Source organism: Nonomuraea sp. NPDC049784 (genome assembly GCF_040659615.1).
Lineage (GTDB): Bacteria > Actinomycetota > Actinomycetes > Streptosporangiales > Streptosporangiaceae > Nonomuraea.
The window spans coordinates 24904-38401 of record NZ_JBFAMX010000018.1; the positions used below are offsets into that span (position 1 = coordinate 24904).

The 13498-nt window shown below is 68.1% G+C and carries 12 protein-coding genes; 9 read left to right on the plus strand and 3 right to left on the minus strand.

Annotated elements, in window-relative coordinates; translation table 11 throughout:
• Positions 1–17 precede the first annotated feature (17 nt).
• Both AB0J09_RS07420 and AB0J09_RS07425 read left to right on the plus strand, forming a co-directional pair.
• Positions 18–1283, plus strand: a complete 1266-nt coding sequence (locus tag AB0J09_RS07420; protein WP_360686711.1) for a cytochrome P450 — start codon at positions 18–20, stop codon at positions 1281–1283.
• Positions 1280–1978 carry a helix-turn-helix domain-containing protein gene (locus tag AB0J09_RS07425; RefSeq protein ID WP_360686639.1) on the plus strand — a complete coding sequence of 233 codons (699 nt, stop codon included), beginning with the start codon at positions 1280–1282 and terminating at the stop codon, positions 1976–1978. The genes AB0J09_RS07420 and AB0J09_RS07425 overlap by 4 nt, the downstream gene beginning before the upstream one ends.
• A gap of 132 nt (positions 1979–2110) precedes the next feature.
• On the opposite strand, the gene AB0J09_RS07430 is transcribed toward AB0J09_RS07425, so the two are convergent.
• Complete coding sequence (locus tag AB0J09_RS07430; protein ID WP_360686642.1) at positions 2111–2695, minus strand: DUF4232 domain-containing protein; 585 nt, start codon at positions 2693–2695, stop codon at positions 2111–2113.
• Positions 2696–2964: 269 nt separating this feature from the next.
• On the opposite strand from AB0J09_RS07430, the gene AB0J09_RS07435 reads away from it, so the two are divergent.
• The 3 genes from AB0J09_RS07435 to AB0J09_RS07445 all read left to right on the plus strand — a co-directional run bounded on the left by AB0J09_RS07435 (position 2965) and on the right by AB0J09_RS07445 (position 5283).
• Positions 2965–3651, plus strand: coding sequence for a hypothetical protein (locus AB0J09_RS07435; RefSeq protein WP_360686645.1), 687 nt, complete (start codon positions 2965–2967; stop codon positions 3649–3651).
• A 179-nt stretch (positions 3652–3830) separates the two neighbouring features.
• Positions 3831–4835, plus strand: coding sequence for an NADP-dependent oxidoreductase (locus tag AB0J09_RS07440; RefSeq protein ID WP_360686648.1), 1005 nt, complete (start codon positions 3831–3833; stop codon positions 4833–4835).
• A 22-nt stretch (positions 4836–4857) separates the two neighbouring features.
• Positions 4858–5283 carry a MerR family transcriptional regulator gene (locus AB0J09_RS07445; protein ID WP_360686650.1) on the plus strand — a complete coding sequence of 142 codons (426 nt, stop codon included), beginning with the start codon at positions 4858–4860 and terminating at the stop codon, positions 5281–5283.
• A 202-nt stretch (positions 5284–5485) separates the two neighbouring features.
• On the opposite strand, the gene AB0J09_RS07450 is transcribed toward AB0J09_RS07445, so the two are convergent.
• Both AB0J09_RS07450 and AB0J09_RS07455 read right to left on the minus strand, forming a co-directional pair.
• Positions 5486–7165, minus strand: a complete 1680-nt coding sequence (locus AB0J09_RS07450) for an ABC-F family ATP-binding cassette domain-containing protein (RefSeq protein WP_360686653.1) — start codon at positions 7163–7165, stop codon at positions 5486–5488.
• Positions 7158–8783: an ABC-F family ATP-binding cassette domain-containing protein gene (locus tag AB0J09_RS07455; protein ID WP_360686655.1), complete on the minus strand. Its 1626-nt coding sequence runs from the start codon at positions 8781–8783 to the stop codon at positions 7158–7160. Before AB0J09_RS07455 ends, AB0J09_RS07450 begins: the two co-directional genes overlap by 8 nt.
• Positions 8784–9802: 1019 nt before the next feature.
• Between AB0J09_RS07455 and AB0J09_RS07460 the strand changes: the two genes are divergently transcribed.
• The 4 genes from AB0J09_RS07460 (at position 9803) to AB0J09_RS07475 (ending at position 13478) form a co-directional block, all read left to right on the plus strand.
• A complete protein-coding gene (locus AB0J09_RS07460) occupies positions 9803–10216 on the plus strand; it encodes an RNA-binding S4 domain-containing protein (protein WP_360686658.1) in 414 nt (137 codons plus the stop codon).
• 722 nt (positions 10217–10938) lie between these two features.
• Entirely contained in the window at positions 10939–11601 is a 663-nt protein-coding gene (locus tag AB0J09_RS07465) for a hypothetical protein (RefSeq protein ID WP_360686661.1), read from the plus strand.
• Positions 11602–12046: 445 nt separating this feature from the next.
• Positions 12047–12724: a PASTA domain-containing protein gene (locus AB0J09_RS07470; RefSeq protein WP_360686664.1), complete on the plus strand. Its 678-nt coding sequence runs from the start codon at positions 12047–12049 to the stop codon at positions 12722–12724.
• Positions 12725–13295: 571 nt separating this feature from the next.
• The gene (locus AB0J09_RS07475; RefSeq protein WP_360686667.1) at positions 13296–13478 is read left to right on the plus strand and encodes a hypothetical protein; all 183 of its coding nucleotides are present in this window, start codon (positions 13296–13298) and stop codon (positions 13476–13478) included.
• Positions 13479–13498: the final 20 nt, after the last annotated feature.

A 13498-nucleotide genomic window follows, 5' to 3' on the forward strand; every position in this document is an offset into this window, starting at 1 on the left:
GGTTGCCCGTGATCGACATGAGTACGACGGCCAACGTGTTCGACCCGCGTATCTACGCGCAGGGCATCCCGCACGAGACGTACCGCTGGCTGCGTGATCACGACCCCGTGCGCTGGCAGGAGGAGCACGAGGTCGGTGACTGGCCTGCAGGGCCCGGGTTCTGGGCGGTGACCCGCCACGCGGATGTCGTACGCGTACTGCGCACGCCGACCGAGTTCAGCTCCTGGCTCGGCGCCACCCAGATCCGCGACCCGGACCCCGCCGACCTGTCGTTCATCCGGCGGATGATGCTCAATCTCGATCCGCCGGACCACGGCCGGCTCCGGCGGATCGTCTCCGGCGTGTTCACCGCCAGGCGCCTCGAGCGCTTCACCGCCGGCGTCGCGGCACGGGCACGACTGCTCATCGACGAGGTCGCCGAGCGAGGCGAGTGCGACCTGCCGGCGGACGTGACCGACGACTACCCGATCCACAACCTCGCAGATCTCCTCGGCATCCCACCCGCGGATCGCGGCCAGATCCTGGAGTGGACCAACCGCGTGATCGGCTACCAGGATCCCGACCACGCGACCGCCGTCCGCGGCCCGGACGGCAAGCCGGTCAACCCACGATCCCCGGCCATGCTCACCGACATGTTCGAGTACGCCCACTCACTCGCCGCCTACAAGCGCCGGAATCCGGCAGGCGACGTCATGACCGCGCTCGCCACGGCCGAGGTGGACGGGCAGCGTCTTACCGATCCCGAACTGTCGATGTTCTTCTTTCTCCTGATCATCGCGGGCAACGACACTGTGCGTTCAGCACTACCGGGCGGGCTGCTCGCCCTGCTCGACCATCCCGACCAGCATCGTCGCCTGCTCGACCACCCCGAACTCCTCGACTCGGCCATCGAGGAGATGCTGCGCTGGCATCCCCCCGTCCTCAGCTTCCGCCGCACCGCCGTACACGACACAATCTTGGCCGAGCGGCGCATCGCCGCAGGCGACAAGGTCGTCGTCTTTCACGGAGCCGCCAACTTCGACGAGCGGCGCTTCCCTGACCCGACGCGTTTCGACATCGCACGCCGGCCCAATGACCACGTCTCGTTCGGGGACGGCCCGCACGTGTGCCTCGGCTCCCGTTTCGCCCGGCTGCAGCTCCGCTCGTTCTACCGGGAACTGCTCTGGCGGCTGCCGGACGTCCAACTCGCCGGACCGCCTGTCCGGCTGGTGTCGAACTTCATCGGTGGCATCAAGCACCTGCCCCTGCACTACACCCCCGCACCCAGCCCAGGCATCGAATGACCCCTGATCAGCAAAGCCCGGCCGCCTCCACGGCGGGCTCCAAGACAATCGACACCGGCCTGCGGCTCCTGGAGATCCTCAAGGACCATCCGGACGGGTTGACGATCACCGAGCTCGCCCAGCTGGCCGGGATCCATCGCAACGCCGTGTCCCGCCATCTGGTCGCACTCGGCAACCACCGGCTGGCCGCCCGGATCGGCACCCGCTTCACCCTCGGCCTCGGCATCGTCGAGCTGAACGCCGCCGTCCAGCACAGGCTCCGCAGCGCGGCCTCCTCCGCGCTCCAGATGCTGGCCGACGCCTGCAACGCCACCGCTTTCATCACGGTGCTCGACATCGACGAGAGCCAGGCGGTCGTGCTCACCGTGACCGAGCCGCGCGTCTCACAGATCCACGTCAGCTATCGCCCCGGCACCCGGCATCCCGCGAACCGCGGCGCCTCAGGGATCGCCATCCTGGCCGGCCGCCCGCCCCTCCCCGGGGAGCGCCCAGCGATAACCCAGGCCCGCACCACCGGATACTCGGTCACCGCAGGTGAGCTGCAGCCCGGGGCATGGGGTATCGCCGCCCCGATCATCACGGCAGGGCGCCCCGCCGACGCCAGCGTGGGCGTGGTGACCATCGGAGTGCGGGATGAGAACGAGATCGCCCCACTCGTGCTCAGCGCCGCAACCGAGATCGCGCGACTCCTCTAGCTTCGCATGGTTCACCGTCAGGTCAGTTTCGCGTTCAGGCGTCGGACAGCGCGTGACCGACGACGAGGTGGTACGCGCTGGAGACAGGCAGCCACCGACTCGTCGCCCGACCCAACCAGCAGGCAAGGGTGGTCAAGGGCGCGCTCGCGAGGCGAACGGCCTGACATCGATACGGCCGGTGTCACAGACTGTCGCCCTGAACGGGATCTCCAGGTGGGCTGTCTCGTCCGGTGGAATGATCATCAGTCGTGCCGACACCGGGCATCGTCCCTCGGCTCCGGTCTCCACCATCCCCCAGTGCAGCCGGGCATAAGCGGAGGCTTTCGGCTTCAGCACCACCCGGCCAGGCCGGACGCTTTCCCTGCGCACCCGGGTACGCAGCGCGTCGCCATTGCCATCGATCATGACCAGTCCAGGGAAGCCGTACACCCAGCAGGTCTGGGCGGAGGTGTTGGTCAGCACCAGCGATGCGTACACGTTCCCCGCCCCCGGATCCTCCCGCCCGAGGTGCGCCGTGAGGGCGTCGGTACGGCACCGCTTGGTCGCCGCCCCTTCTCCGCGTGTGGAGAGGCCGGCGTTCGTGGCCATCGCCCCCTGTGCCCCGACCGCGGCGACCGCCCGCGCGGAGGCGTCGCCGGACGCGAAGAGGCTGGACGCGGCCGATGTCAGCAGTACGCCCGCGATCATCGCCGATCCGGCACGCTTGAATCGCTTCATGCTCCGTTGGATGCGCCCTGTGCCCGTTTTGTTGAGTCCTCATTTCGGATTTCCGTTTGATCGCGGAGAGTGATCTTCGTTTGGCTACTCTCCGTGATAGGCACCCACTGCGTACACGTCGCACCGCCGCAACATCCCGCCACACGTCACTTGAAGCGCGCCGGTGGCTGGGCGTCTGGGGTGCCGCGTCCCCTCTCTACGATCATCACCCCCGCCGAGCAGGCAGAACAAGACTGTTTCTTCGCCTGTGCCGTCGCCAAGCTGTAACCGTGAACGCCATAAGTAGCGAGGTCTGGGATCCGTTCGGCACTTTGCACAGCGCCCTATGGATCGGAGGTGGCCAATGGGCCGGAAAATCCACCGTCGCCAGGCTGCTGGCGACCCGGTATGGGCTGACCGCCTACCACTACGACTACCACGACGCGCGTGCGCACAATGACCGTCGAATCGCCCGCCGAGTGCGGCTTGGCGAGCCCATCTCAGACCCTGACCCGGACACCGTCTGGGTGAACACCAGCCCTCAGGAGATGGCCGACGAGATCCTGGCCGGCTTTCCCACGCGGTTCGAGTGGACTTTGGACGACCTGCGCGGCCTGGTATCGGGGCGACCCATCATCGCCGAAGGCTGGGGACTGCGTCCCGAACTGGTAGCTCCCATCATCGACTCACCCCGTCGAATGATCGTCATGGTGCCGAGCGAAGAATTTCGTCGGCGCCAGCTCCGCGAACTGCCCCGTGCCGCCACCATCGATCACCCGGTCAGCGACCCCGATCGAGCACAACGCAACCGACTCGCCCGAGACCGCCTCGTCGCCGACGAGGCCGCCCGCTCCGCTCGCCGCCTGGGCATCCGAGTCCTAGAGGTCGATGGGTCCGACGATGCGGAGGCCGTGGCAGACATCGTGGCCGACCACTTCGGCTCCTATCTGCCGCTTACGAACGTCCACAGACCTTGACCACACGGCCACGGCGTACGCCGCTTCCGCAACGAGGCAGCCTCCGCCGCCCTAGCCGGCGTCAGCCCATCGAGGCCAGCAGCGGCAAGCGCACCCGTCACCGGCCCCGCGTGCTTGCACTTGACGTAAACGTCAAGTTCTACGGTCGTCAGGTCCGCGTCCGATCTCGAGGAGCCGTCATGACCCTCCCCGCCACCCACAGAGAAGTGCATTTGGTCGCCCGTCCGGAAGGACCACTCGGCACTGCGAATTTCCGGATCATCGAGGCACCCATGCCCAAGCCCGGCCCCGGGCAGGTACTCGTGCGCAACCGCCTCATGAGCGTCGTCGCCGTGATGCGCACCCTGATGGAAGGTGATGCCCGCCTGCCGATGCCACCGTACGGGCTGGGTGAGGTCATGTGGGGACCGGCTGTCGGCGAGGTGGTGGCCGCTCCGATGGCGGACCTCCGACCTGGCGACCTCGTCACCCATCGTCACGGCTGGCGCGAATACGCGGCGGTCGACGAGGCCGGGGCGCAGCGGATCGACCCCGAGGTGCTGCCCGACGTGGCCGCGCACCTCTCACAGGGCCCGACGGCCTGGCTTGGCGTGCGAGCGGCCGAGGTGGGACCGGGCGACACGGTGTTCGTCACCGGCGCCGCGGGCGGCGTCGGCTCCCTAGCCGGGCAGTTCGCCCGGCTGCGCGGGGCGACGCGGCTGATCGGCAGTACCGGCTCCGTGCGCAAGGGTCGGTACCTGGTCGAAGAGCTGGGCTACGACGCCGCGGTCATCCGGGGCGCGGGCCCGATCGAGGAGCAGTTGCGGAAAGCGGCCCCCGACGGTGTAGACGCGATCTTCGACAACGTCGGGGGCGAACAGCTGACGGCCGGGCTCGCGGTGGCCCGCCGTAGCGCCCGCGTCGCCCTCGTCGGCACCCTGTCCAGCCAAGTGTCCGGCGGCTTCACAGCACCGGTCGAGATCGACACCGGTCACCTGATCCTTCAGGCGATCACGCTGCGCGGCATATCGGGTCGCGACCAGTCAGACGCGATCCCGCAGGCGATGCGCGAGTTCGGCCGCGGGCTACGCGACGGCACCATCACCTTCCCGCACACCCTGCTGGCGGGCATCGAACAGGCGCCTCGCGCGTTGTGTGAGTTGCTTGAAGGGCGCCATATCGGCGCGGTGCTGGTCGAACTGTGACCCCGACCCGGGAGGACTCGAAATGCGCATCGGCGACGCGGCGGCGGCCGCGGGTCTCACGCCACGTGCCCTACGCTTCTACGAGCAGCAAGGGCTGCTCGCCGCGCGGCGGATGGCTTCGGGGCATCGCGAGTACGGCCCGGACGACGTCGACCGGTTGCGGGCCGTACGCGAACTAACGGACGCAGGGCTGACGATCCGCGACATCCAGGCCTTGGTCCCTGTCCTCGACGTGGCGTTCCCGCCGGAGGGTGAGACGTCCCCGGCAGTACGGCACACGCACGTGGGCGGCTGCCCGGTCGCCGAGGTTGCCGCCAGGCGCCTGGCGAATCTCGACGAGCGTATCGCGCGACTGACCGAGGTACGCGACCGGCTCGACCAGGCGCTCACCCACGAGTTCGGCGGCCTGTTCCGCGGCGGCGGCGTCAGGCCGCACCGGGCGGCCTGACGGCACGGCCTCGACCCATGCCGAGCTCTCCGGAGGAGATCGCCGTACTGCCGTAGCCGCATCGGATCCCTTGTTGCTGCGGCTGCCTTGACGGCTTGACGATTGGCCAACGCCGTTGATCCAGATCTTGCCCGGGTAGGGTAAGTAGGCGCCGATCTTGATGAAGGCCGGGCCGAAGCCGGCGGGTAGAGCACTACGACCTTCACGACAGGAGGATGTGGCGGCTCTGCCAGCGGGCGCGCAACCATCGGTCGTGGCTGGCGATCACGATGGCGCCGGGTCCATCGGTGCTCAGGGCCTCTTCCAGCTCGTCGGAGAGGCGGGGTGAGAGGTGGTTGGTGGGCTCGTCGAGCAGGAGCACCTCGGGTGGATCGGCCACCAGCAGCGCCAGCGCGAGCCGGCGGCGCTGACCGACCGACAGCTCCCCCACCCGCAGGTCCACGTCGCGCGGGCCGATCAGGCCGAGCGAGCGCAGCGGCACGGACTCGGCGCGCTCCGGACCGAGCGCCCGCTCGTAGGTCTCCCGCACCGTGCGGTCCGGCCGCTCGAATACGGAGTCCTGGGCCAGCAGCCCGACGGTCAGCCCACGCCGTCGCCGTACCTCTCCCTCCGCATCCAGCCGTCCTGCCAGCACCGCCAGGAGCGTGGACTTGCCCACGCCGTTCGGCCCGGTGACCAGCAGCCGCTCCCTCGGCGCCACGTCGAGCCGGTCGATCGAGAGCCGTCCCGGCACCCGCACGTCCCGCAGTGACAGCAAGGTTTCGTCGTGGGGATCGCGGGAGCCGGCGGCAACACCCTCCGCGACACCGGCAGCGTCGGTGGTGGTGGCGTGGGTGGCTTCCGCGACATCGGCGGCGCCGGTGACCAGGGGGCGAGCGCGGAACCGGAGCGGTGGCGGTGGGGCGGGGACCTGCTCGCGTTCCAGCTCGGCGAGCCGGCGGGCGGCATTGCGCACCCGTCGCGAGATCTGGTGCTGGACGCGTCCTCCGCGGTGCCCGTACCCCATCTTCTCGTTGTCGCGTCGCAACCCGTCCAACGCCACCTGCCGCGCCGTCACCGCGACGGAGCGGCGCAGCTCGCCGAGTTCCTCCTGCTCCTCCGCGTGGCGCCGCTCCCAGCGCTCGCGCTCGGCGCGCTTCTCGGCCAGGTACGCGCCGTACCCGCCCCCATAACGGACGGGCCCGTCCACCGCCGGGTCGAGATCGACCAGGTCGGTGCAGACCGCGTCCAGGAACGCCCGGTCGTGGCTCGCCACGACCACCACCCCCGTCATACCGCGGAGCTGCTCCTCCACGAACACCGCGGCGTCGTCCAGGTGGTTGGTGGGCTCATCCAGCAGCAGCACCGCAGGCCGTCTGATCAGCAGCCCCGCCAGGGCGAGCCGCCCCCGCTGCCCGCCCGACAACGACGCAAGCGCGCGCCCGTGCGGCACGCCGCCCAGACCGAGCCGGTCGAGGACGATCTCCGCGCGCCGGTCGGCGTCCCAGGACTCGCGCTGTTGCGCCTGGTCGAGCCTGGCCCCGTACGCTCCGAGCAGAGCGGCGTCGTCCGGGGCGTCGGCGAGCGCCCCGGTGAGCCGGTCGAGCTCGGCCAGGTCCGTACGGGCCTCGCGCAGGGCGTCGTCGAGCACGTCGGCGACCGTGGCGTCGCCGACGAACGGCAACTCCTGGTGCAGGAAGCCGAGGTCGACGGGCCGCACGACGGTGCCGGAGTCGGGCTCATCCACTCCAGCCAGCAGCCGCAGCAGGGTGGACTTACCCGCGCCGTTCTCGCCGATCAGCCCGATCCGGTGGCCGGGCGCAGCGGTGAGCGAGACACCGTCGAGCACGCGCCGCGTGCCCAGCGTCCGTACGAGATCGCGGGCGACCAGCGCGTCACTCACTGGCGGGCCTCCCGGTCTCGAGCAGCCGCCCGCCGGACAGTTCCAGCCAGCGCTCCACCCCGATCTCCGCGAGGAACCGTTCGTCGTGGCTGACCACCACGAACGCGCCCTCGTACGCGCCGAGGGCGCTCTCCAGTTGCCCGACGCTGAGCAGGTCGAGGTTGTTGGTGGGTTCGTCGAGCAGCAGGAGCTGGGGTGCCGGTTCGGCGCACAGCACGCAGGCGAGGGTGGCGCGTAGCCGTTCGCCGCCCGACAGCACGTTCACCGGCAGGTGGGCGCGTGCGCCGCGGAACAGGAAGCGGGCCAGCAGGTTCATCCGCTCTGCTTCTGGCATGCGGGGGGCGAAGGCGGCCAGGTTTTCGGCCACGGTGCGTTCGAGGTCGAGCAGGTCGAGTCGCTGTGACAGGTAGGCGACGCGGCCGTCGGCCCTTCTGGTCGTGCCACCGTCTGGTTCCAGCTCGCCGCTGATCAGGCGCAGCAGGGTGGATTTGCCCGCGCCGTTGGGGCCGGTCAGCGCGATGCGTTCGGGTCCGCGGATGGTCAGGTCGATGCCGGGCTCGGTGAACAGGCCACGGGCCTGCAGGTGTTCGCCGTGGAAGACCGTGCGTCCGGCGGGCACGTTGGTGCCCGGCAGCTCGAGTGTGATCTTCTGGTCGTCGCGCAGGGCGCGTCCGGCTTCGTCGAGCCTGGCTTTGGCGTCGCTGACGCGGGCGGCGTGGGTCTGGCCCGCGCGTCCGGCCGATTCCTGGGCGCCGCGTTTCATGTTCCCGGCGAAGATGCGGGGCAGGCCGGCGTTCTTGAGGTTGCGGGCGGCGTTGCTCGCTCGGCGTTCGGCCCGCTCGCGGGCCTGCTGCATCTCGCGCTTCTCGCGTTTGAGCTCCTGCTCGGCGCTGCGCACGGTGCGTTCGGCGGCCTCCTGCTCGCCGCGTACGGCGGCCTCGTAGGCGGTGAAGTCGCCGCCGTAGAAGCGGATCTCGCCGCGCTCCAGTTCGGCGATGCGGTCCATGCGGTCGAGCAGGGCCCGGTCGTGGCTGACCAGGAGCAGGCAGCCGTTCCAGTCGCCGAGCACGTCGTAGAGCCTGCGGCGCGCGCCGAGGTCGAGGTTGTTGGTCGGCTCGTCGAGCAGCAGGACGTCGGGCCGCTTGAGGAGCTGCGCGGCCAGGCCGAGCGAGACGACCTGGCCGCCGCTCAGCGTGCGCAGTGCGCGGTCGAACTGCAGGTCGCCGAGTCCGAGCCGGTCGAGCTGGGCGCGGGTGCGTTCCTCGATGTCCCAGTCGTTGCCGATCGTGGTGAAGTGCTCCTCGCTGGCGTCGCCCGACTCGATGGCGTCCAGCGCGGCGATCACGGGGGCGATGCCGAGGACCTCGGCCACGGTCAGGTCGCCGGTCAGGGGCAGGCTCTGCGGCAGGTAGCCCAGCACGCCGCTGACGGACACGCTGCCGTCGCCGGGCCGGTACTCGCCGGCGATCAGTTTGAGCAGCGTGCTCTTGCCCGCGCCGTTCGGGGCGACGAGGCCGGTGCGGCCGCCGCCCACGGTGAAGGACAGGTCGCTGAAGACGGGCGTGTCGTCAGGCCAGGAGAAGGACAGGCTGGAGCAGATGATGAACGCATCGGACATGCGAGAGACCTCGTAGGTGACCCGGGCGCGCGAGGGCGGCCCGGCAAGCGGGACAGGAATGGGGGAACGACGACGAGGGCCACATCGGCGGCGGTCATGTGCGCCTGCCGGGGCCGGTCAACCTCCGGTATCACCCGGAGATGTCGTCGTCACCTGCCACGTCTGGTCTCCTAGCTTCCGATCTCAAGCGTCTTTCACCATAGCAGCCGCCGGGATCAGCGCGTGCCGGCCGCCTGGGCCTCCTTCTTGCGCGCCCGGCACGCTCCAGAGATGCGGGACGGCTCCGCCGTTTCGCAACCGCTCATCCTCATACCCATAGCGGCGAATCGACGTAAGAGCACCCGCATCTGAAGAGCGGGAACGCCTTGCTTCTCTCGCCGTGGACGTTGCTCTTGACCAGGCCGAACAGCAGTCACGTGATGGGTGGCGGGAGGTCGCTATTGAGGAACTGACACACAACGAGCGGCAGCTACATATCGCTCATTACAAGACATGCTCGACTCCACACGGCTCCCGCTCTCCTCAAGCGGGTGCCGCAGGTTCGAAACCTGCCGGGGGCACTCACCTAGATCGGCATTTTCACCCCCTGACCTGCGGTTTCTGTGCCGCAGGTCTTTTGCTTTGTGGACCTTGATAGGCAGCTGGCGGTGTCCGCATGCAGCCGTAAGACCATGATCAGGGGACATATGCGGGATGATCTTGAGGGCGTTTTCCCAGGTCATACCCTAATTCTGAGCCATTCGGGCCTCCGGCAACCCGCTACGACCACTCCGGGCATGGGACGAACACAGCCGTTGATCGTGCCAAATACGTGCGTAAACTCCGAGCGTACTTGCCGATGAGTTCATCGCGAGCCACCACAGCCGTAGACGGTGGCGAGGTAGTTCAGGCTCTTACGGGCAGATCCGTCAACGATCAGGTCAGCCCAGCCGCCGCCGTTGAGGTCGTCGACGCGCCGCTTGCCCCTTGCCAGGCGGGCGTGGATGCTGGCGGCGCGGCGATCTCAGTACAGTGTCGGAGTGGCAGGTGAGCAACTGAGTGCTCGGGTGGACAGCTGGATCTGGTCGGTGCGACTGACCAGGACTCGTTCGATCGCGTCCGACGCCTGCCGGGGCGGTCACGTCCGGGTCAACGGGGTACGAGTCAAGCCCGCACACATCGTCCGGGTCGGTGACGAGATCCGGCTGCGGCACGAGGGGCGCGCACGCATCGTGGTCGTCTCCCAGGTCATCACCAAGCGCGTCGGCGCCACCGTGGCCGCCGAGTGCTACATCGACAAGAGCCCTCCGCCTCCTCCACGCGAGGAGACCGTGACGGTGGCCGTCCGGGCTCGTGGCGCGGGTCGTCCCACCAAACGCGAACGCCGCAGCATCGACAGGCTGCTCGGGCGCCCGGTAGTGGAGGGGCGGGGCGCCGGGCTCGCCCCGGAGTGAACGGGCATGCTCGCATCGAACTTGATGCGCGACTCTCCCGCAGCCACCTCACTGGCGCTGTTCTCCGCCGGTTTCCCGCCGCCAGGAACAACGCCGCCGAGCTGGTGCTGACAGTTTCGCTGGAGAAGGACTGGGCCCAGCTTCGTCACGCCGTGAGCATGCACCAGGAACGCGCCGGACACATCTGCACGAAGTGGAGCCGGGACCCGAATGCGGGCCATTGACGCAGGAAGGTTTCCAGAGCGTCCGCGGCACAGTCACCTACCTCGGCGAGTTCGCGGTCGCCCGTGAGAGCGTGAACGCTTCCGCACAAGGCGGGATTTGCGTCACCATGATCGCATCGTTTCGATGAAGGAGGCTGCTTGGTCGTTTTCGCCTGTGCGGAGTGCGGCGCTGTGATGACCGCGAGGGTGACGCGGGTGGCGCTTCCCGATCACTCTGGCCAGAAGTACGGCCATGGCCTGCTCCCCGGTCTTCTGGAGCCAGGAACATACGCGGTGGACCCCGGAGACGGCCGGCCTTGGCAACCATTGAAGCCCGAGCCGGAAGAGCATGGCGTCCGACTACTGACGTACTGCATCACGGGACCCCCGAACAGGATCGGGATCGCGCCGGGCGACGTCCGCGCAACCGTCTTCATCCCGGAGCGATTGGGCGGCTGCTGTTGTGGCTGGGACGGCCAGTACGGTCCCAACCTCGCGTGCGCGGGGTGCGGCTGTCCGGTGGCGACCCGCGTCGACGACTGCGGGTTCTGGCAGGTGGTGTGGCTGGAGCCGGACGCCGTGCGCCCCGTCGCCGTCGATGGCCCCGTCCAGCGGGTGATGGACTGGGCGGAGCTGCCGAGCACGCTGCCCGTTGATCCGCGTGGTTTCTGGAGCCCAGTGTGGGAGGCCGCGGTCGCGGTGGCACTGGCGCACCTGCTGGCGGTCTCGGGTGGTAGGCGGGTGTCCGTCCCTGAGGGGCCTGTCGCAGAGGCGTTTCGCCGGGCGATCGACAGCCTGCTCCCTCCGGGGCCACCGGAACGACACCTCGTTCTGGCCGGGCCGGGCCTGTCCGCCGCCATCACGGACATCGCCCTGGTACCGCGGCATCCGCAGACCGGTGAGGTATGGCCGTGCGACGCAGGAGTGGTGGTGCCGCTGGCCGCGGACGTGTGGACGTACATGGCCTTCAACGGCGATCGGCGGCTCCTGCCGGCGGCGTACGGGATGCCTGCCGACGTTCGCCGTGATGATCCACCCCCGCTGCTGCCACACACTCTTTTCCATCCTGATGGGCGGGTATTTCTCAGCACGCTGGAGCGGCTGGCGGCGGTTCAGCAGCCATGGTTGCGCCTCATCTATGACCGGGTGAAAGACCATCCGTACACGGACCCGTTCTCGTAGACGTCAGGCCTCGAACCCGGGTGCATGCGCCGCGAGAAGGACAGGCGGCAACCAACCAAGTCGTATTCTTCGCACAAGGGCTCTGTCGACTGGACGCGTTGGGAATCAACTATCCAGCGCTTTGATGAGCCGTGAGATCGCTTCTACCAGGCCGCGCGCTTCAGCCTACTCATGGCTGGCGGCGATGTCGCACGGGGCCGCGTGGCCGAGAAAGAAGCTTTTCACTTCCCAGGCGCCAGAACATCTTGGTCATGGTAATGACGCCCCCTAATCAAGCCGTCGGCCATTGACCTGTGAACGATGGGCAGCGGCGTAAACCCAAGCGGGCACCAGAGCGTCAGATGAGGCGACAAGGGATTGCTGTCGTTGATCATCACTGAAGTGACGCAAGTGTCACGATGGCAGGCCAGAGGACCGTTCCACATCAGCACCGGAGCGCAACCATATGGCAGGTAACTCGAAGGCCGCCGGATGCCTTACACTCTTTGCGATCCTGGCCGTCGTGGGCGGTTGCATGCGACTGTTCGGCTACGAAACCGAATCCGAAAAGGTTGCAGCCATAGCCGAGACCGCGCGAGCAGCCGGCCTGCCGGATCTGGTCGGCAAGTCCCTCACCGAGGCCCAGAACACCGCCCGGACGATGGACATCCGCTTGGACGATGAGGGCATCGGCATGATCAGCTCCTGCCACGACAAGACCGACTGCATCATATTCCGAATGTCCCCCAAATCGGGCGCAGTGGTGGAAAAGTTCGGGGAAGTGTCGGTCACGTGGGCGACCGGCGAGGAGCGAACTTGGTACAACAAGCATCGAAAGATGCCGAAAGTGGTGGGCTGGTCAGAGGAGAAGGCGGAGCGCTTCTTCGAGCCCGTTGAAGCAGCAGTCGACGATACGTCCACACGGGAGAGCCGAAAGGTGCCCGCCGGGAAGCACTTGGTGCTAGCGCAGTCTCCGAAAGCCGGAAAGCCGTTGAAGCTGGGTCAGAAGATCAAGCTCGTAATCGGCTACAACTACGAGTCGTCTAACAGCACTGGGGACACCAGCTACGGCAACACGGATATCGACGTACACGTCGGCGACGGGGGCGAGTCGCGATTCTGCAGCCGACGCTGGTGGTGCTAGCAGGCAACTCTCCGTCGTCGGGCAGCGACCACGCCTGCCTGCCATGTCGGCCATGTCACTTACGCGACGACATCACTTTGCAGCCCGAGCAAGGCGGGCCACCTGTGGAAGGCCATCGCTGTCCTTCAGAATCACCGAGCTGGACAGGCAGCGTGAGGATGAAAAGCATTCAAGGTGGGCTCCCTCCCACGTGCTCCTCACTCATCGCATCGACGTCGAACAATAACGGAACGCGGTGAGCCCCTCGATGGGGATGAGGACGTCAACCTTTCGCGAAGATCAGGCATTGGCCGGTATGGGAACACAGTCCCGATAGCCTCACGTCCCAATGATCATTCTGCCGAACGCCTGCCCGCCGTGGGTCGAGTTCGCCATCAGCACTGCTTCACCGGTTTCGTTCGTAAGTGCTGCGGAGAACTGGTCAGGGCTGGTCCTGCACCGCGCGGGGCGGCCGCTAGTGGCGTTCGAGAGCCGCGAGCGCCAACGGCTCATGCTCGCCATCTGCACCGGCAGCCGCTGCGAGAGCATCCCCGTGTCCAAGAACGGGAGCGGCTTCGGAGAGAGATTGGCCATGACCATCAACGCCGAGGGAGACCCGACGATCGCCTGGATCGCCGCCCTGATCGGGGCATCGCAGCACATTGCAGGCATGGATCCTGCCACCTTGGCCGCTGCCATCGGCTCGCCGGTACGGCCGAAAATCGTTTGCCTCGCGTGGCGGGGCTCGGAGATCGTTGTGTCCATGAGGCTCTGACGACGACACCCCGCTACTTC

What these genes read in the sequence shown, in the direction of transcription:
- AB0J09_RS07420 (WP_360686711.1), top strand. Translation starts at nt 18, where the DNA reads ATGAGTACGACGGCCAACGTGTTCGACCCGCGTATCTACGCGCAGGGC.
- AB0J09_RS07425 (WP_360686639.1), top strand. Translation starts at nt 1,280, where the DNA reads ATGACCCCTGATCAGCAAAGCCCGGCCGCCTCCACGGCGGGCTCCAAG.
- AB0J09_RS07430 (WP_360686642.1), bottom strand. Translation starts at nt 2,695, where the DNA reads ATGAAGCGATTCAAGCGTGCCGGATCGGCGATGATCGCGGGCGTACTG.
- AB0J09_RS07440 (WP_360686648.1), top strand. Translation starts at nt 3,831, where the DNA reads ATGACCCTCCCCGCCACCCACAGAGAAGTGCATTTGGTCGCCCGTCCG.
- AB0J09_RS07445 (WP_360686650.1), top strand. Translation starts at nt 4,858, where the DNA reads ATGCGCATCGGCGACGCGGCGGCGGCCGCGGGTCTCACGCCACGTGCC.
- AB0J09_RS07455 (WP_360686655.1), bottom strand. Translation starts at nt 8,783, where the DNA reads ATGTCCGATGCGTTCATCATCTGCTCCAGCCTGTCCTTCTCCTGGCCT.
- AB0J09_RS07470 (WP_360686664.1), top strand. Translation starts at nt 12,047, where the DNA reads ATGGCAGGTAACTCGAAGGCCGCCGGATGCCTTACACTCTTTGCGATC.
- AB0J09_RS07475 (WP_360686667.1), top strand. Translation starts at nt 13,296, where the DNA reads ATGACCATCAACGCCGAGGGAGACCCGACGATCGCCTGGATCGCCGCC.